The sequence below is a fragment of the Achromobacter anxifer genome (genome assembly GCF_903652925.1).
Classification (GTDB): domain Bacteria; phylum Pseudomonadota; class Gammaproteobacteria; order Burkholderiales; family Burkholderiaceae_B; genus Achromobacter; species Achromobacter anxifer.
Genome location: NZ_CAHLAR010000008.1, coordinates 63,951 through 80,139 on the forward strand (window position 1 = coordinate 63,951; position 16,189 = coordinate 80,139).

Consider the following 16,189-nt stretch of genomic DNA (forward strand, 5'->3'; position numbering starts at 1 on the left):
CCCGGCCCCACTCCCATGCCCCTGCACCTCATCGCGCTGGCCGCCGCCGCTTTCGGCATCGGCACCAGCGAGTTCGTCATCATGGGCCTCTTGCCCAACGTTGCCCAGGACCTTCAAGTCAGCATCGACGTCGCGGGCCTCCTGATCACCGGCTACGCCATGGGCGTGGTGATCGGCGCGCCCATCATGGCCGTCATTACTTCCAAGCTGCCGCGCAAGGCCACGCTGATCGGCCTGGCCAGCACCTTCGTGCTCGGCAACCTGCTGTGCGCGCTGGCGCCGAACTATGGCCTGCTGATGGCAGCGCGCGTGTTCACCGCCTTCTGCCACGGTGCCTTCTTCGGCCTGGGCGCGGTGGTGGCGGCGGACCTGGTGCCGCGCAACCAGCGCGCCAGCGCCATCGCGCTGATGTTCACCGGCCTGACGCTGGCCAACGTGCTGGGCGTGCCGCTGGGCACCGCGCTGGGCCAGGTGGCCGGCTGGCGTTCGACGTTCTGGGTGGTCAGCGGCATCGGCCTGCTGGCCGTGGCCGCGCTGGCCGCCTGGCTGCCGTCGCGCATCCCCATGCAGCCCGGCAACATCCTGCGCGAGTTCAAGGTGCTGCGCGACGTGCGCGTGCTGTGGCCGCTGGCCGCCAGCGTGCTGGCGTCCGCCGCGCTGTTCTGCGTGCTGACCTACATCGCCCCCTTGCTGCGCGACGTGACCGGCGTGTCCGAACGCGGCGTCACCGGCGTGCTGCTGCTCTTCGGCGTGGCGCTGACCGTGGGCAGCACCCTGGGCGGCAAGCTCGGCGACCGCAGCCTGGAAGTATCGCTGCGCCGCATCTTCATCGGCCTGCTGCTGGTCTTCCTGGTGATGAGCCAGGCCATCTACGCGCTCGCGCCCATGCTAGTCATGACCTTCATCTGGGGCGTGCTGGGCTTTGCCGTGGTGCCGCTCTTGCAGACGCTCATCGTGGATCAGGCGGCCGACGCTCCCAACCTGGCGTCCACCCTGAACCAGGGCGCCTTCAACCTGGGCAACGCCGGCGGCGCCTGGCTGGGCAGCATGGCCCTGGGCCACGGCCTGCCGCTGACCGACCTGCCCTGGATGTCGGCGGGCATCACGGCCGCCGTGCTGCTGCTGACCCTGTGGGGCACGCGCTACTACGGCCGCGCCGGGACTACACTCGCAGGACAAACCGGCGCGCTGACGCCCTCGCGCTCAGACGCCTAAGGAGCCAGCATGAGCACCCTCTACGATTTTTCCGCCCGCGCCATCGACGGCACGGAACAATCCCTGGACACGTACCGCGGCCGCGTGCTGCTGGTGGTGAACGTGGCATCCAAATGCGGCTTCACGCCGCAATACTCTGGCCTGGAGGAGCTCTACCGCTCCTACCACGACGACGGCTTCGTCGTGCTGGGCTTTCCCTGCGACCAGTTCGGCCACCAGGAACCCGGCGACGAGGCCGAGATCCGCAATTTCTGCAGCCTGCAGTACGACATCACCTTCCCGCTCTACGCCAAGATCAACGTCAACGGCGACGATGCCCACCCGCTGTACCGCTGGCTCAAGGGCGAAAAGCCCGGCGTCTTCGGCACCGAGGGCATCAAGTGGAATTTCACCAAGTTCCTGGTGGGCCGCGACGGCCAGGTGATCAAGCGCTACGCGCCCACCGACACGCCCGCCGGCCTCAAGGACGACGTCGAAAAGGCGCTGTCGGCGCCGGTCTGAGGGCCGGCTTCCTGGCAGGCCCGCAGACCGGCCGGGACGCTAGCGCAGCGGCGGCAGCCTGCGGCGCACCGTGTGCGCCTTGACGATCGAGGTATTGGTTTCCGCGAACTCGGTCACGCGTTCCAGGATGCCGTCCAGGTGCGAGATCGAGCGCAGCACCATGCGGGCGATGAAGCAATCGTCGCCCGTTACCTTGTCGCATTCCACGAATTCCGGGATCTGCTGGAGCAGGCCTTCGACGTGGCGCAGCTGCCCTGGCAAGGGGCGGATGCGGACCATGGCCTCCAGCGCATACCCCAGCGCCACCGGGTCCACGTCCAGGGTATAGGCGCGGATCACGCCAGACTCTTCCAGGCGCCGCAAACGGTCCGCCACGCTGGGCGCGGACATGCCGACCTGGCGCGCGAGGTCAGCCGTGGTGGTGCGCGCGTTCACCGTGAGCGCCTCTACCAGGCGGCGGTCGATACCGTCCAGAATCGGGCTTTCGCTTTTTAGGTCGTTTTGCATAAATTCCACCTAAACAAAGGTATGACGTTCGATTCACCACATCAACATCATATAACCAGCTTGATCCGCCTGGGATAATTTCTCCATCGAATTTCGCGGCCGCGAGCCCGTCGGAGAACCCTCATGAATCCCTCATCAGAACGCGTGGGCCTGGTCCAGATGGCCACCGCGATGACCTTGTCCGGCACCCTGGGCGTGTTCGTGCTGGAATCCGGCCAGAGCGCCTGGAACGTGGTCTTCTTCCGCTGCCTGTTCGGCGCCCTGGCGCTGTTCGTGTACTGCTGCGCGCGCGGCCTGCTCAAGCCGGGCCTGTTTACCGCCAGGACGCTGGCGCTGGCCCTGGCCGCCGGCGCCGCGCTGGTGCTGAACTGGGTGCTGCTTTTTTCCGCCTACCGGCTGGCGTCGATCTCTCTGGCGACCGCCGTCTACAACGTGCAGCCCTTCTTCCTGATCGGCCTGGGCGTGCTGTTCCTGGGCGAGCGCCCGACGCGGGGCAAGCTGGCCTGGTCGGTGCTGGCCTTCGCCGGGCTGCTGCTGGTGCTGCGCCTGACGCAAGCCGGCGGCGCGGACGGCCGCGCCTACCTGTCGGGACTGCTGCTGGGCCTGGGCGCGGCGGCGCTCTATGGCATCACCGCGATCATCGTCAAGCGGCTCAAGCACATCCCGCCGCAGGTGCTGGCGCTGGTGCAGGTGACGCTGGGCGCCGTCATGCTGCTGCCCATGGCGGACTTCCACGCCTTGCCTGCCGCCCCGTTGCAATGGAGCTACCTCGTGGCCCTGGGGCTGATCCACACCTGCCTGATGTACATCCTGATGTACTCGGCCATCCAGAAGCTGCCGACGACCTCCACCGCCGCGCTCAGCTTCATCTATCCGGCGGTCGCCATCCTGCTGGACTTCGTGGTCTACGGCCACCGCATGGACGCCACGCAGATCACGGGTGTGGCCATGATCTTCCTGGCGGCGGCGGGCGTGAGCCTGAACTGGACCTGGCGCCTGCCGGGCCGGCCGCGCGCGGGCGCGGCCTGAGGCCCGCGGCCGGGTGCGGACCGGGACAAATCCGTACCCCGCCCCCGGTTATTGGGGCCGGCGCAAACCCGGCCCCGCTATCATGGCCTTTCCCTGCGCCGGCCGCCGCCGGCGCAACGAACAGGACATCCCATGATCGATCTCTACTACTGGACCACCCCCAACGGCCACAAGATCACGCTGTTCCTCGAAGAAACCGGCCTGCCCTACAAGATCCATCCGGTGAACATCAGCCGCGGCGATCAGTTCAAGCCCGAATTCCTCGCCATCGCGCCCAATAACCGCATCCCCGCCATCGTCGACCAGTCGCCCGCGGACGGCGGCGCGCCGATCTCGCTGTTCGAGTCCGGCGCCATCCTGCAATACCTGGCCGAAAAGACCGGCCGCTTCCTGCCCGCCGACGTGCGCGGCCGCGCCGAAGTCTCGCAATGGCTCTTCTGGCAGATGGGCGGCCTGGGCCCCATGGCCGGCCAGAACCACCATTTCTCGGGCTATGCGCAGGAACGCATCCAATACGCCATCGACCGTTACGTCAAGGAAACCAACCGCCTCTACGGCGTGCTGAACAAGCGCCTGGCGGACCGCGAATTCGTCGCCGGCGACTATTCCATCGCCGACATGGCCGCCTATCCCTGGATCGTGCCTCACGCCAAGCAGGGCCAGGATCTGAACGACTTCCCGCACCTGAAGCGCTGGTTCGACGCCATCGCCGCGCGCCCTGCCACGCAGCACGCCTATGCGCTGGCCGACACCATCAACACCGCCCCGTCGATCAGCGACGAGGAATCGCGCCGCATCCTGTTCGGCCAGACCTCCCAGAACGTCGCCCGCTGAAGGAGCCGCCATGCCTGAACCACAACTGGTTTTCCGCCGCGCGCGCCTGGGGGATCTGCCCGGCATCGTCGCCCTGCTTGCCGACGACGAGCTGGGCGCCACGCGCGAAAATGCCGCGCTGCCGCTGGACCCGCGCTATGCTGCCGCCTTTGCCGCGATCGGCCAGGATTCCAACCAATTCCTGGCCGTGGTCGAACAGGACGCGAACCTGGTCGGCTGTTTGCAGTTATCGTTCATACCCGGCCTGTCGCGGCTGGGCCAGTGGCGCGGACAGATCGAGAGCGTGCGCATCGCCTCGTCGTCGCGCGGCGCCGGCCTCGGACGCAAGATGTTCGAATGGGCGATCGAGCAATGCCGCATCCAGGGCTGCGGCCTGGTGCAGCTGACCACGGACCGCGCCCGTCCGGACGCGCGCCGGTTCTATGAAAGCCTGGGCTTCAAGGCCAGCCACGACGGCATGAAGCTCAGCCTGTAGTTTTTTTTGAGTATCGATTCAGCAAGGAGCGCCCATGCATGGCGAATACAAAGTCCCCGGCGGCAAACTGGTCGTCGCCGACCTGGAAGTGCGCGACGGCCGCCTGGCCGATGTGCGCATCAGCGGCGACTTCTTTCTTGAGCCGCCCGAGGCCCTGGACGCCATCAACAGCGGCCTGAACGGCCTGCCTGCCGACGCGGGCGAACTGGAACTGGCGCTGGCCGTGCAATCGGCGCTGCCCGCCGATGCCGAAATGTTCGGCTTTTCGGCCGAAGCCGTCGCCGTCGTATTGCGGAGGGCGCTGGCATGACGCGCACCGACTGGAACGATTACGACTGGCAGCTGATCCATGAAGGGCCGCAGGAGCCCGCGCTGCACATGGCGCTGGACGCCGTCATCACCGACGAGGTCGGCGCCGGGCTGCGTCCGCCCACGCTGCGCATCTGGGAATGGGCCTCGCCCGCCGTCGTCATCGGCCGCTTCCAATCGTTGAAGAACGAAGTCGATCCCGAGGGCGCGCGCCGCCACGGCATCGAGGTCGTGCGCCGCGTCAGCGGCGGCGGCGCGATGTTCATGGAACCCGGCAACTCCATCACCTATTCGCTCAGCGCGCCGCAGGCTCTGGTGCATGGCATGAGCTTCCAGGAGTCCTACGCGTTCCTGGACGCCTGGGTGCTGACCGCTCTACAAGGGCTGGGCATCAAGGCCTGGTACCAGCCGCTCAACGACATCGCCTCGGACATCGGCAAGATCGGCGGCGCGGCCCAGGCCCGCCGCGGCGGCGCCGTGCTGCACCACGTGACCATGTCCTATGACATCGACGCGGATAAAATGGTCGAAGTCCTGCGCATCGGGCGCGAGAAGCTGTCCGACAAGGGCACCACCAGCGCCAAGAAGCGCGTGGATCCCTTGCGCACCCAGACCGGCTTGACGCGCGAGGCCATCATCGACCGCATGGTGGAAACCTTTGCCGGCCTGCACCGTCTGACTCCAGGGCAGGTGGGCAGCGATACCCTGGCGCGCGCGCAGGCGCAGGCGGCCGAGAAATTCTCCACCGCCGAATGGACCGGAGTGGTGCCCTGAACGGCCCGGTCGCGATTTTCTGGAGGTAGTTCAATGCATCGCACATTCACGCCGCAAGGCGCGATCGGCGGTCTGATCCTGGCTGCGGGCGCGCTGACGCTGGCCGGCTGCGGCAGCACGCCGCCCGCCGACATCACGCTGGCCACGCAGGCGCCGGCCACGGCGTCCACGCCCGAAAAAGTGGGCGACCTGTCCACTGAACGCATCAAGTGGGCGTCCAGCAAGCCCGGCTGCGAAGGCGACTGCCCGCGCATCGAGATCGACAGCGTGGCCTTCCCCGGCATCCCCAAGCTGAGCGCGCTGGTCGACCACGTGCTGGCCTACATGACGGGCACCGACGCCAACCGCCGCGGGCCCTACGACACCCTGTCCGAATACACGCAGTACTTCTGGACGGTGGCGCGTCCGCGCGATGCCACCTATTTCAAGGCCAGCGTGAAGGACACGGTGGGCGACATCGTTGCCATCGAGCTGCACACCGAGCAATTCCTGACCGGCGCCGCGCACGGCATCCCCGCCACCCAGTACCTGAACTGGGAACGCAGCCGCGGCCGCGTGATGGGCCTGGAGGAAGCCTTGATCCCCGGCCGCCATCCGCAATACGTGGCCGCGCTGCAGCAGGCGCACGCCAGGTGGCTGGCGACCAATCCCGACGCGCGCCGCGATCCTGCGTCCTACAACAAGATGTGGCCGTTCCAGGAAAGCGACAACTACGCGCTGACGCGCGACGGCATCGTGGTCAAGTACGACGCCTATTCCATCGCGCCGTACTCGCATGGCGAACCCGAGCTGAGCATTCCGTATGCGGACCTGCGCGGCATCCTCAAGCCGGAGCTGCTGCCCCGCTCATAGGCCCCCGCCCGCGCCCCAATCGCGCCCCAATGAAAATCGCCCCTTGCGGGGCGATTTTCCTTTTTGCCGCCGGACCGCAATCCCGCAGGACGGGTGCGGCGCGGCGACGGTTCTTGTCTCCCTGCCCTCCTCGGCGCGACGTCCGGAAACGTCCCGCCGTATCGGGTATCAGGGGTACAGGCCGCGTACCTGGCGCGCTTGCAGGATGCGCGTGCAAGCGACGATGAACGCCGCCGTGCGCAGGGTGACCTTGTGTTCCTTGGCCACTTGCGACACCGAGGCGTAGGCTTCGCGCATCAGGCGCTCCAGGCGCTGGTTGATCTCGTCCTCGCTCCAGAAGAAGCTGGAGAAGTCCTGCACCCATTCGAAGTAGCTGACCGTCACGCCGCCGGCGTTGGCCAGCACGTCCGGCACCACGTAGACGCCGTGCTCGGCCAGGATGTCGTCGGCTTCGGGCGTGGTCGGGCCGTTGGCGCCTTCCACCACGATCTTCGCGCGCACCTTGGCGGCGTTGTTCACGGTGATCTGGCTTTCCAGGGCGGCCGGGATCAGGAATTCGGTTTCCAGCGTCCAGAACTCATCCTTGTCCATGGCCTGCCCGCCGGAGAAACCGCCCACGCCGCCATGCTGCGACACGTAGGACAGCAGCTTGTGCACGTCCAGCCCTTCGGCGTTGTGGACGGTGCCGGTGTGGTCCTGCGCCGCGATGACCTTGGCGCCGGCTTCATGGAACAGGCGGGCGGCGGTGCCGCCCACGTTGCCGAAGCCCTGCACCACCACGCGCGCCTTGGACACGTCGATGTTCAGGTCGCGCGCGGCTTCGCAGCCGACCACGAACACGCCGCGGCCGGTGGCTTCCACGCGGCCCAGGCTGCCGCCCAGCGCGATCGGCTTGCCGGTGACCACGCCCGTGGCGGTGGCGCCTTCGTTCATGGAGTACGTGTCCATCATCCAGGCCATGGTCTGGGCGTTGGTGTTCACGTCGGGAGCGGGGATGTCCTTGGAGGGTCCGATGATGACGCCGATTTCCGAGGTGTAGCGGCGCGTCATGCGTTCGAGTTCGGAGGCCGACAGCTTGCGCGGATCAACCCGCACGCCGCCCTTGGCGCCGCCGTAGGGCAGGTTCACCGCGGCGTTCTTGATCGACATCCAGGCCGCCAGGGCCATCACTTCGGACAGCGTGACGTCCTGGTGGAAGCGCACGCCGCCCTTGCCCGGGCCGCGCGAGGTGTTGTGCTGGACGCGGTAGCCCTCGAAGTGGGCGATGCTGCCGTTGTCGAGTTCGATCGGCACGTCGACGATCAGCGAGCGCTTCGGGCGCTTCAGGGTCTCGACCCAACGCGCCAGCGAACCAAGATACGGGGTCACCCGGTCGACTTGCTGCAGGTAGTTGCCCCAGGGGCCGAGATCCTCGGCGTTCAGATAAGACGGCAATGCGTGGGTGGGAGTTTGAGACATGAGCTGGCTCTCCTGACAAAGTTGCGCCATTTTATCCACGAAAGTTATAGCGTCCCCATTTAAAACAAAAATATTTTAATTGGGGACGCATAACTGTTGCGGCTATTGAACGGGCTGCAAACCCAAGCCTGATGCTGCCCTTATCCTAAGCCGCCAAACCGGCAGCGTCCAGCCTGCCAGCCGTAAGCCGCAAACCCTGCCGCCCGCCATAAGAATGATGAAAAACGGGGCGGTTTCCTGCCAAGGAAACCGCCCCGCCTGATCCAGCACCCATCCAAAGGATGAAGCGCCGGTCCGCTCAATCCTGCAACAACCGCCAGGCCAGGCGGGCCGCCGCCCGCGCGCCATGGCCGTCCTGGTCATAGCGCGGATTGAATTCCGCCATGTCGGCCAGGCGCAGCTTGCCGCTGGCCTTGACCCGCAGCACGATTTCCTCGACCACCGTCAGCGGCACCCCCAAAGGCGCCGGCGCCGACACGCCCGGCATGACCCCGGCCGGCAGCACGTCCAGGTCAATGGTCAGGTACACGTGCCGCGCCCGGGCCAGCAAGGCGTCGACGTTGGCCAGGCGCGCCGCCAGATGGCGTTCCTGCATGTCGCGGTCCTCGACCCAGATGGCGCCGACTTCCGCGGCGCGGGCATACAGCGCCGGGGTATTGGCCAGCCGCGAGACGCCCAGGCAGGCGTACTGCAAGGCGCGTCCGCGTTCCTCGCAATACCGGGAGATCTGGTCGAACGGCGTGCCCGAGCTGCCCGGCCGCCCCGTGCGCAGATCGAAGTGCGCGTCCAGGTTCAGCACCAGCACGGGTTCGGTGTCGCCGCGGGCGTCCAGCCAGCGCGCCAGACCCTGAAAACTGCCCCAGGCGATCTCGTGGCCGCCGCCCAGCACCACCGGACGGGCGCCCTGCTCCAGCAATTCCGCCACGCGCAGGCCCAGTTGCTCCTGGGCCTCCTCCAGCCGGTCGCCCTCGCAGGCCACGTCGCCGGCGTCCAGCAGGCGCGTCAGGCCGTGCGCGGGCAGGCCCGCCAGGAACTTGCGGATGCCCGCGGGACCTTCGGCCGCGCCGACGCGCCCCTGGTTGCGGACCACGCCGGCATCGCAGGCAAAGCCCAGCAGCACCGCCTCGCCCTTGCGGGCCTGGCCGGCGGCCGCCTCGACGATGTGCGCCAGTCGGCGCGTATCGCCCTGCTCGGCGCTGTCGTCGCGGGCCTTCCACAGGCTTTTGTCGAATTGCGCCACGCTCATGCCGCCCCCTGCCCCGCGCTCAGCACCGCTTGCAGGAACTCGCGGGTGCGCGGTTCGCGCGGCTGGGTGAAGATCACGTCCGGCGAGCCGGACTCCAGGATCACGCCGCCGTCCATCACCGCCACCACGTCGGCCACGTCGCGGGCAAAGCCCATTTCGTGCGTGACGACCATCATCGTCATGCCTTCCTTGGCCAGCAGCTTCATGACCTGCAGCACTTCGCCCACCAGTTCCGGGTCCAACGCGGAGGTCGGCTCGTCAAACAGCATGACCTTGGGCTGCATCGCCAGGGCGCGGGCGATGGCCACGCGCTGCTTCTGGCCGCCCGACAGGCTGGCCGGCATGGCCGACATCTTCTGGCCCAGGCCGACCTTGTCCAGCAGGTCCGCCGCCAGCGCGTTGGCTTCCTCGCGGCCCATGCCGCGCAGCTTGCGCGGCGCGACGGTCACGTTCTCCAGCACCGACAGGTGCGGGAACAGGTTGAAGCCCTGGAACACCATGCCCACCTGCATGCGCAACTGGTTGAGCTCGGCTTCGGGCAGCAGCGTGCCGTGATCCAGCAGGGTCTGGCCGCAGATGTCGATGGTGCCGGCTTGCGCCACTTCCAGGCCGTTGCAGCAGCGCAGCAAGGTGCTCTTGCCCGAGCCGCTGGGCCCGATCACCACCACCACCTGGGACGGCAGCACGTCGAAGTCGATGCCGCGCAGCACCTCATGGTCGCCATAGGCCTTGCGCAGGCCGCGGATGCGGATCATTTCTTGCGGGTCCGCGGCCCGGGCCGTAGCGGAGTTCATTGCGGAGTTCATTGCACCATCCCTCCCGCGCGCAGGCGGTGTTCAACCTTGCGCAGCACCAGCATGGTGGCCGTGGTCAGGATCAGATAAATCAGCGCCACCACCAGATAGGTCTCCAGCGAGCGATAGGACACGCTGATGATCTTCTGGCCTTCATGCATCAGGTCGTGGATCGTCAAGAGCGACACCAGGGCCGAGTTCTTGATCAGCGCGATGAATTCGTTGCCCAGCGGCGGAATCATGCGCACCACGGCTTGCGGCAGCACGATGATGCGCATGGCCTGCCCGGACGACATGCCCAGCGAGCGCGCCGCCTCGGTCTGGCCGCGGTCCACCGACTGGATCGCGCCGCGCACGATCTCGGACACATAGGCGCCCGAATACATGCCCAGGCCCAGCACGCCGCAGGCGAACGCCGGCAGCGTGATGCCGAAATGCGGCAGGCCGAAGAACCAGATGAACAGCTGCACCAGCAACGGCGTGCCGCGGAACAGCAGCAGATAGACGCTGCACAGGTTGTAGATGACGTAGCGCTTGGGGTTGAGACGCCCCACGCCCACCAGCAGGCCGATGATGCAGGCCAGCAGCAAGGCGCCCGCGGTCACCTCGACGGTGACCACGGCGCCGTTCATCAGCGCGCCGAAGTCGGCGAAGACGGGAGAAAAATCCAGGTTCATTTCGCGGGGGCCTCGAACCACTTGTTGACGATGGCCTGGTAGCTGCCGTCGGCCTTGATCTTCTGCAGCGCGGCGTTCAGTTCACGGGTCAGCTCGGGCTTGTTCTTGGGCACGGCGATGCCGTAGTCCTCGGTGGTGATCTGATCGGCCAGCACGGTCAGGTCAGGCGTGCTCTGCGCGAACAGCTTGGCGGCGGGCTTGCCCGTCACGGCGGCTTCGGCGCGGCCGATCTGCACCAGGTTGAACATCTCCTGGTTCTTCTCGACTTCCACGCGCTGCACCGACGGGTAGTGTTCCTTCAGGTAGTTGACCGACTTGGTGCCGACCTGCACCGACACCTTGCGGCCGTCCAGGTCCTTCAGCGTCTTGATCGGGCCGTCCTTCTTGGTCATGACCACCAGGCCGCCGGCGTAATAGGGATCGGTGAAATCCACCACCTTGGCGCGCTCGGGCGTGATGTAGATGGCGGACACGGCGATGTCGGCGCGGCCGGCCTGCAGGGCGGGAATCAGGCCCTTGAAGTCGATGTCGATCCACTCGACCTTCTTGCCCATGGCGCCGGCCAGGGCTTCCACCAGCTCGATGTCGAAGCCGGTGCGCTTGCCGTCCTTGACGAACTCCATCGGCGGGAAGGTCGCGTCGGTGACGGCGCGGATGGTTTCCTGGGCGAACGCCGGACCGGCGCTCCAGGCGAGGCCCAGCGTCAGGGCGGCGGTCAGCAGTGTGCGGCGAGTGGTCATGGTGAGTCCTATGGAAAGTGGATACGGCGGACGGATGTGGGTGGATACGGCCAGGTAGGCAGGCAGCGGTGTCAATGGGCCTGCAACTTCGCCGAAATGCGCCGGGCCGCGGCCACGGTCATCTCGGTCAATGCCTCGGGCCGCTGCGCAGCCCGGGTCGAAGGCGCCATCAGCGTGATCGAAGCCACGGCCTGGTTGGCGCGTTGAAAAATCGGAACGCTCACGCCCCAGACGCCGGCGTCGACCTCGCTGTCGGTCACGGCGTAGCCCTGGGTACGAATGGTTTCCAGCTCCTGCCCGAGACGGCCCGCGTCCACGCCGGCCTCGGCGGCCAGGTAGGCCAGCGCGGCCTGCAGGCGGGCCAGCGGCATGAAGGCCAGCAGCGATTTGGCCGAGGCGCCGCGCGCCAGCGGCAGGCCGCGCCCCTTGGTGAAGGAACAGCGCAGCGGATGCTGGCTTTCGATCATGTCCAGGCACACCGCCTGGTCCTTGACCGCCACCAGCAGGCCTATGGTTTCGCCCGAGGCCACGGCCAGCGCCGCCATGTCGGGTTGCGCTTCGTGGATCAGGAACGAGGACTGGTCAAAGCCCCAGGCCAGCTGCACGCACAGCGGCCCCGGGCCGTATTCGCCCTCGTGTTCGGCGACGAAACCCCAGCGCTTGAGCAGCGCCACCTGCCGGTACAGGGTGCTTTGCGCCAGCCCGGTCTGCTCGGCCAGCGCGGCAATGCTGAGGGGGCCGTCATGCCTGGCCAGGGTGGCCAGCACGTACAGCACGCGATCCGCGCCCGCCCCGACTGATTGATCCGCTTTCAACATTTGGCTCCAAGCTAACGGAGCGCAGATTATCAATTTATGGTTCTTTTCCTACTTTTGATTCCCGAATACTGAGAATTACTCGGGAAAACCCCGAAACGAGGACGCAAAAAAAGCGCCCGAAGGCGCTGAAAATCCGGCGCGCCCCGGCGGAACGCGTCGGACCTAGCCCAAACCGGGCCCGTCAGGCCTGGTGCGCGGTGGATCCCAGGATGCGCTCCGCGCAGCGGGCCCAGTACAGCAGGCGGGCATCCTCCTTCACGAAGCCGACCAGCTGGAAGCCCAGCGGCAGCCCGTTGGGGCCGCGCGCGACCGGCAAGGTGATGGACGGGTTGTGCAGCAGCGACCAGATGCGGATGAAGGCCGAGCTGCCGGTGCTGCTGGCCAGCGGCGCCTCGCCCAGCGTTGAAGGCATGGCCACGGCGTCGACGCCGCGCGCCGCGTCGTAGAACGCGCGGCGGCAGGCGTCGGCGGCGTCCAGCGCGCCTGCGTAGTCGGCCGCGGACAGCCCTTCACCCATGGTCAGGTATTCGATCAGCCCCGGATCGCACAACGCGGCATGGTCGCGCTTGATGGCGGCGTATTCGCGCGCCAGGTCGTAGGCCATGATCACGTCCTGGGCCTCGCCCATGGTGTCGAACGCCGGCGGCATGTCCAGTTCCATCACCTTCACGCCCGCCGCCGACAGCGCGCGCAGATTGGCTTCGAAGCTGTCGCGCATGCAGGGTTCCGTGTCCGCCCAGTGCTTGGGCCGCCACACTCCCACGCGGAAATCGCTGCGCAGTGCCGAGGCCGGATCGAAACGCGGATCGCCGGTAAAGGCGCGCATGAACAGCGCGGCGTCGTCCACCGAGCGCGAGATCGGCCCGATCACGTCCAGCACGCGCGAATAGCGCCGGATCGCGACATAGGGAATGGCGTCCAGCGTGGGCTTGAAGCCCACCGCGCCGCAGAACGCCGAGGGCCGCAGGATCGAGCCCGCCGTCTGCGTGCCGATGGACAGCGGCGTCATGAAGTCGGCCACGGCGGCGGCCGAGCCGGCCGAGGATGCCGCCGGCGTGCGGCTCAGGTCGTGCGGATTGCGCGCCGGGCCGGGCAGCATGATGGCGTGGCGCGACACGGTGTTCTTGCCCAGCACGTTAAAGCCCAGTTCACGCGCCTGCGTCACCACCGGTGCGTCGGCCTGCGGCTGGCGGCCGGGAAAGATCTCGGGGTCGCCCAGTTCGGTCAGCATGTCCGCCGTGTCGATGGTGTCCTTGATGCCCAGCGGCACGCCGTCCAGCGGATGGCGGCGGCCGTGGCGGTCCCAGGCGCGGGCGCGGGCCAGCGCGCCCTCGGCATCGACCCGGACCCAGGCCTTGACCCCGCCGTTGCGCTCCTCGATGCGCTCCAGGCAGGCGCGGGCCCAGGCCTCGCAACTGAGCTTGCCCTGCTCCAGGGCGGCCAGCCCCTCGGTGGCGGTCAGGGCGGCGACGGCGCCGGGCGCCGGGCGGCGCGCGGCGGATGCGAGGGAAACACTCGTGTCGGAAGTAGGCAAGATTTGGCTCTCCTGGAAAGAATGTAGGAATGGAACGCTAGGCGCCTGACGGCTGCGCATGGCCGCCCCCCCGCCCGATATACAGATCGCTCATATGCTGGTTGGCCAGCAGCGCCGGTCCCGTATCGGTCAGCACGATGCGGCCGGAATCGAGGATGTAGCCGCGGTCGCTGAACGCCAGCGCCTGGCGCGCGCGCTGCTCCACCATCAGCACGCCCACGCCGATCTGCGGCAGGCGCCGTACTTCGGCGAACACCTGCTCGGTCAGCGCCGGCGACAAGGCGGCGGAAGGCTCGTCCAGCACCATCAGGCGCGGCGAGGACATCAGCGCGCGGGCGAAGGCCAACTGCTGGCGCTCGCCGCCGGACAGGTTCTCGGCGTGCGTCTTGCGCCGCCCGGCCAGCGCGGGAAACAGGTCGAACATGTCGCGGATGCGCTGCTCGCGGCCCTGCACGTGCTCGACCACCTGCAGGTTCTCCAGCACGGTCAGCGCGCCAAACACATTGCGCACCTGCGGCACATAGGAAATGCCGATGCGCACCCGCTCTTCGACGGGTAGCGCCAGCAGGTCCTGGCCGTCGAAGCTCATGACGCCGGCGATGCGCGGCAACAGCCCCATCACCGCCTTGACCAGGGTGGACTTGCCGGCGCCATTGGTGCCGGCGATGGTGACGATCTCGCGCGGCGCCACGTGCATGTCGATGCCGGAGACGATATCGACTTCGGCGTAGCCGCCGGACAGGCCCTGCATGACGAGCTGGCTCATATCACTCCCCCCATGTACGCCTCGCGCACCTGTTCATTGGCCAGCACGCTGTCCGGCGTGCCTTCGGCGATGACGCGGCCGCGGTCCATGACGTACATGCGCGGCACGATGCGCGACAGTTCTTCCAGGTTGTGTTCGATGATGGCGACCGTCAGGCCGCGCTGGTTCAGTTCCACGATGCGCGCCGACAGTTCTTCGATCAGCACCGGGTTGACCCCGGCAAACGGCTCGTCCAGCAGGATGCAGCGCGGCTCCAGCATCAGGAGCCGCCCCAGTTCCAGCAGCTTCTTCTGGCCGCCCGACAGCTTGCCGGCCGGCTCGTCCGCCACCCGGGACAGGTTCAGGAAAGCCAGCAGCTCGTGCACGCGTTCGGCGTTGCGCGCCTCTTCGCGGGCCACCTCGCGGCGGGCGAACACCAGCGCCGCCAGCTTTTCGCCGCGCTGGTCCGGCGCGGCCGCCATCATGTTGTCGAACACCGTCAGCTGGCTGAACTCGCGCGGCACCTGGAAGGTGCGGGCAAGGCCCCGGCGCACGCGCTGGTGAACGGCCACGCCGGTGATGTCCTCGCCGGCGAAGCGCACCGACCCGGAACTGGGCGGGATGTAGCCCGTGACCACCGAGAACAGCGTGCTCTTGCCCGCGCCGTTGGTGCCGATCACGCCGACCATTTCACCCTTGCGCACTTCCAGCGATACGTCGTCCAGCGCCTTGAAGCCGCCGAAGCTGGCGCTCAGCCCTTTGATGGAAAGCAAGGTCATGCCTTTCTCCTGCGCGTGGTGCCTGCGTTGCCGAAAATGCCCTGGGGCCGGTAGAGGACCACGCAGATCAGCGCCAGGCCGATGACGCCGATGCGCACGCTGGCCATCTGCACCTCGGAAATGCCGCCGACGAAGTCGCGCACGAAACGCGAGCCTTCCAGGAAGCCGACCAGCAGCACCGTGCCGGCTACCACGCCGCTCAAGCGCCCCACCCCGCCCAGGATGATGGCGATCCAGATGTAGAAGGTAATCAGCGGCACGAACTGCTCCGGGCTGATGAAGGTCAGGTAGTGCGCCTGGAAGGCGCCCGCCAGGCCGGCCAGGCCCGCGCCCAGCATCAGGGAACGGGTCTTGAAGCGGGCCGGGTCCTTGCCCAGCGCGCGCACGGCGACCTCGTTGTCCCGCACCGCCTCGATCACGCGGCCGAAGGGGCTGCGTATCACCAGGTGGATCAGGAACAAGGCGCCGGCGTTGACCGCCACCAGCAGCAACATGATCCACAGGTCCACGGTCTGCGGCGAGGCCCAGCCCGCGAACAGGCGCGGAATGCCCGGCAGGCCATGCATGCCGCGGGTCAGCCATTCCTCGGTCTGCAGCATCATGCGCACCGACTCCGAAAAGCCCAGTGTCACGATGGCGAGGTAGTCGCTGCCCAGCCGCAGCGCGATCATGCCCAGCGGCCAGGCCGCCAGCGCCGCGATGGCGGCGGCCGCCACCATGGATAGCGGGATCGGCACGCCCTTGAGCGACAGCAGCGCCGAGGTGTAGGCGCCGATGGCGAAGAAGCCGACGTGGCCGAAGTTGATCAGTCCGGTGAACCCGTAGTGCAGCGACAGGCCGAAAGCCAGCAGCATGTAGATCAGGATCCCGATGGCGATTGCAATCAGATAGGCTTCCATGAT

General features: G+C 67.5%; 19 protein-coding genes. 8 read left to right on the plus strand and 11 right to left on the minus strand.

Translation table 11 applies throughout. The features are described 5' to 3' along the window. Positions 1–15: 15 nt before the first annotated feature. Both HWY37_RS23520 and HWY37_RS23525 read left to right on the plus strand, forming a co-directional pair. Complete coding sequence (locus HWY37_RS23520; protein WP_175208808.1) at positions 16–1,215, plus strand: MFS transporter; 1,200 nt, start codon at positions 16–18, stop codon at positions 1,213–1,215. A gap of 9 nt (positions 1,216–1,224) precedes the next feature. Beyond that, entirely contained in the window at positions 1,225–1,716 is a 492-nt protein-coding gene (locus HWY37_RS23525) for a glutathione peroxidase (protein WP_175208807.1), read from the plus strand. Positions 1,717–1,755: 39 nt separating this feature from the next. On the opposite strand, the gene HWY37_RS23530 is transcribed toward HWY37_RS23525, so the two are convergent. After that, a complete protein-coding gene (locus tag HWY37_RS23530; RefSeq protein WP_175208806.1) occupies positions 1,756–2,223 on the minus strand; it encodes an Lrp/AsnC family transcriptional regulator in 468 nt (155 codons plus the stop codon). Between the two features lie 123 nt (positions 2,224–2,346). Here HWY37_RS23530 and HWY37_RS23535 point away from each other — a divergent pair, with 123 nt between their 5' ends. The 6 genes from HWY37_RS23535 (at position 2,347) to HWY37_RS23560 (ending at position 6,496) form a co-directional block, all read left to right on the plus strand. Next, positions 2,347–3,252 carry a DMT family transporter gene (locus HWY37_RS23535; protein ID WP_175208805.1) on the plus strand — a complete coding sequence of 302 codons (906 nt, stop codon included), beginning with the start codon at positions 2,347–2,349 and terminating at the stop codon, positions 3,250–3,252. Positions 3,253–3,384: 132 nt separating this feature from the next. Then, positions 3,385–4,086 carry a glutathione S-transferase N-terminal domain-containing protein gene (locus HWY37_RS23540; protein ID WP_176089980.1) on the plus strand — a complete coding sequence of 234 codons (702 nt, stop codon included), beginning with the start codon at positions 3,385–3,387 and terminating at the stop codon, positions 4,084–4,086. Between the two features lie 10 nt (positions 4,087–4,096). Further along, complete coding sequence (locus tag HWY37_RS23545) at positions 4,097–4,561, plus strand: GNAT family N-acetyltransferase (protein ID WP_175208803.1); 465 nt, start codon at positions 4,097–4,099, stop codon at positions 4,559–4,561. 34 nt (positions 4,562–4,595) lie between these two features. After that, positions 4,596–4,871, plus strand: coding sequence for a lipoate-protein ligase small subunit (gene lplB / locus HWY37_RS23550; protein WP_013393496.1), 276 nt, complete (start codon positions 4,596–4,598; stop codon positions 4,869–4,871). Beyond that, positions 4,868–5,644: a lipoate--protein ligase family protein gene (locus HWY37_RS23555; protein WP_176089981.1), complete on the plus strand. Its 777-nt coding sequence runs from the start codon at positions 4,868–4,870 to the stop codon at positions 5,642–5,644. The genes lplB and HWY37_RS23555 overlap by 4 nt, the downstream gene beginning before the upstream one ends. A gap of 33 nt (positions 5,645–5,677) precedes the next feature. Then, positions 5,678–6,496 (plus strand): RsiV family protein, encoded by an 819-nt coding sequence (locus HWY37_RS23560; protein WP_176089982.1) that lies wholly within the window; start codon positions 5,678–5,680, stop codon positions 6,494–6,496. A gap of 168 nt (positions 6,497–6,664) precedes the next feature. Here the strand turns inward: HWY37_RS23560 and HWY37_RS23565 are convergent, their stop codons facing one another. From HWY37_RS23565 to HWY37_RS23610, 10 genes are all read right to left on the minus strand, one after another. Continuing rightward, positions 6,665–7,954, minus strand: coding sequence for a Glu/Leu/Phe/Val family dehydrogenase (locus HWY37_RS23565; RefSeq protein ID WP_175208800.1), 1,290 nt, complete (start codon positions 7,952–7,954; stop codon positions 6,665–6,667). 298 nt (positions 7,955–8,252) lie between these two features. Continuing rightward, positions 8,253–9,200, minus strand: a complete 948-nt coding sequence (gene hutG / locus HWY37_RS23570) for a formimidoylglutamase (RefSeq protein WP_176089983.1) — start codon at positions 9,198–9,200, stop codon at positions 8,253–8,255. After that, positions 9,197–9,955: an amino acid ABC transporter ATP-binding protein gene (locus HWY37_RS23575; RefSeq protein ID WP_175208853.1), complete on the minus strand. Its 759-nt coding sequence runs from the start codon at positions 9,953–9,955 to the stop codon at positions 9,197–9,199. Before HWY37_RS23575 ends, hutG begins: the two co-directional genes overlap by 4 nt. A 47-nt stretch (positions 9,956–10,002) precedes the next feature. Next, positions 10,003–10,671, minus strand: coding sequence for an amino acid ABC transporter permease (locus HWY37_RS23580; RefSeq protein WP_175208798.1), 669 nt, complete (start codon positions 10,669–10,671; stop codon positions 10,003–10,005). Then, positions 10,668–11,411 (minus strand): transporter substrate-binding domain-containing protein, encoded by a 744-nt coding sequence (locus HWY37_RS23585; protein ID WP_175208797.1) that lies wholly within the window; start codon positions 11,409–11,411, stop codon positions 10,668–10,670. The genes HWY37_RS23580 and HWY37_RS23585 overlap by 4 nt, the downstream gene beginning before the upstream one ends. A 71-nt stretch (positions 11,412–11,482) precedes the next feature. Beyond that, positions 11,483–12,229, minus strand: a complete 747-nt coding sequence (locus HWY37_RS23590; RefSeq protein ID WP_175208796.1) for an IclR family transcriptional regulator — start codon at positions 12,227–12,229, stop codon at positions 11,483–11,485. A gap of 181 nt (positions 12,230–12,410) precedes the next feature. After that, positions 12,411–13,763: an amidase gene (locus HWY37_RS23595; RefSeq protein ID WP_175208795.1), complete on the minus strand. Its 1,353-nt coding sequence runs from the start codon at positions 13,761–13,763 to the stop codon at positions 12,411–12,413. A gap of 37 nt (positions 13,764–13,800) precedes the next feature. Then, on the minus strand, positions 13,801–14,529 hold the full coding sequence (locus HWY37_RS23600) for an ABC transporter ATP-binding protein (protein ID WP_175208794.1): 729 nt from the start codon (positions 14,527–14,529) through the stop codon (positions 13,801–13,803). Next, positions 14,526–15,287, minus strand: coding sequence for an ABC transporter ATP-binding protein (locus tag HWY37_RS23605; protein ID WP_175208793.1), 762 nt, complete (start codon positions 15,285–15,287; stop codon positions 14,526–14,528). The genes HWY37_RS23600 and HWY37_RS23605 overlap by 4 nt, the downstream gene beginning before the upstream one ends. Continuing rightward, positions 15,284–16,186: a branched-chain amino acid ABC transporter permease gene (locus HWY37_RS23610; RefSeq protein WP_176089984.1), complete on the minus strand. Its 903-nt coding sequence runs from the start codon at positions 16,184–16,186 to the stop codon at positions 15,284–15,286. The genes HWY37_RS23605 and HWY37_RS23610 overlap by 4 nt, the downstream gene beginning before the upstream one ends. Positions 16,187–16,189: the final 3 nt, after the last annotated feature.

What these genes read in the sequence shown, in the direction of transcription:
- HWY37_RS23520 (WP_175208808.1), top strand. Translation starts at nt 16, where the DNA reads ATGCCCCTGCACCTCATCGCGCTGGCCGCCGCCGCTTTCGGCATCGGC.
- HWY37_RS23525 (WP_175208807.1), top strand. Translation starts at nt 1,225, where the DNA reads ATGAGCACCCTCTACGATTTTTCCGCCCGCGCCATCGACGGCACGGAA.
- HWY37_RS23530 (WP_175208806.1), bottom strand. Translation starts at nt 2,223, where the DNA reads ATGCAAAACGACCTAAAAAGCGAAAGCCCGATTCTGGACGGTATCGAC.
- HWY37_RS23535 (WP_175208805.1), top strand. Translation starts at nt 2,347, where the DNA reads ATGAATCCCTCATCAGAACGCGTGGGCCTGGTCCAGATGGCCACCGCG.
- HWY37_RS23540 (WP_176089980.1), top strand. Translation starts at nt 3,385, where the DNA reads ATGATCGATCTCTACTACTGGACCACCCCCAACGGCCACAAGATCACG.
- HWY37_RS23545 (WP_175208803.1), top strand. Translation starts at nt 4,097, where the DNA reads ATGCCTGAACCACAACTGGTTTTCCGCCGCGCGCGCCTGGGGGATCTG.
- lplB (WP_013393496.1), top strand. Translation starts at nt 4,596, where the DNA reads ATGCATGGCGAATACAAAGTCCCCGGCGGCAAACTGGTCGTCGCCGAC.
- HWY37_RS23555 (WP_176089981.1), top strand. Translation starts at nt 4,868, where the DNA reads ATGACGCGCACCGACTGGAACGATTACGACTGGCAGCTGATCCATGAA.
- HWY37_RS23560 (WP_176089982.1), top strand. Translation starts at nt 5,678, where the DNA reads ATGCATCGCACATTCACGCCGCAAGGCGCGATCGGCGGTCTGATCCTG.
- HWY37_RS23565 (WP_175208800.1), bottom strand. Translation starts at nt 7,954, where the DNA reads ATGTCTCAAACTCCCACCCACGCATTGCCGTCTTATCTGAACGCCGAG.
- hutG (WP_176089983.1), bottom strand. Translation starts at nt 9,200, where the DNA reads ATGAGCGTGGCGCAATTCGACAAAAGCCTGTGGAAGGCCCGCGACGAC.
- HWY37_RS23575 (WP_175208853.1), bottom strand. Translation starts at nt 9,955, where the DNA reads ATGATCCGCATCCGCGGCCTGCGCAAGGCCTATGGCGACCATGAGGTG.
- HWY37_RS23580 (WP_175208798.1), bottom strand. Translation starts at nt 10,671, where the DNA reads ATGAACCTGGATTTTTCTCCCGTCTTCGCCGACTTCGGCGCGCTGATG.
- HWY37_RS23585 (WP_175208797.1), bottom strand. Translation starts at nt 11,411, where the DNA reads ATGACCACTCGCCGCACACTGCTGACCGCCGCCCTGACGCTGGGCCTC.
- HWY37_RS23590 (WP_175208796.1), bottom strand. Translation starts at nt 12,229, where the DNA reads ATGTTGAAAGCGGATCAATCAGTCGGGGCGGGCGCGGATCGCGTGCTG.
- HWY37_RS23600 (WP_175208794.1), bottom strand. Translation starts at nt 14,529, where the DNA reads ATGAGCCAGCTCGTCATGCAGGGCCTGTCCGGCGGCTACGCCGAAGTC.
- HWY37_RS23605 (WP_175208793.1), bottom strand. Translation starts at nt 15,287, where the DNA reads ATGACCTTGCTTTCCATCAAAGGGCTGAGCGCCAGCTTCGGCGGCTTC.
- HWY37_RS23610 (WP_176089984.1), bottom strand. Translation starts at nt 16,186, where the DNA reads ATGGAAGCCTATCTGATTGCAATCGCCATCGGGATCCTGATCTACATG.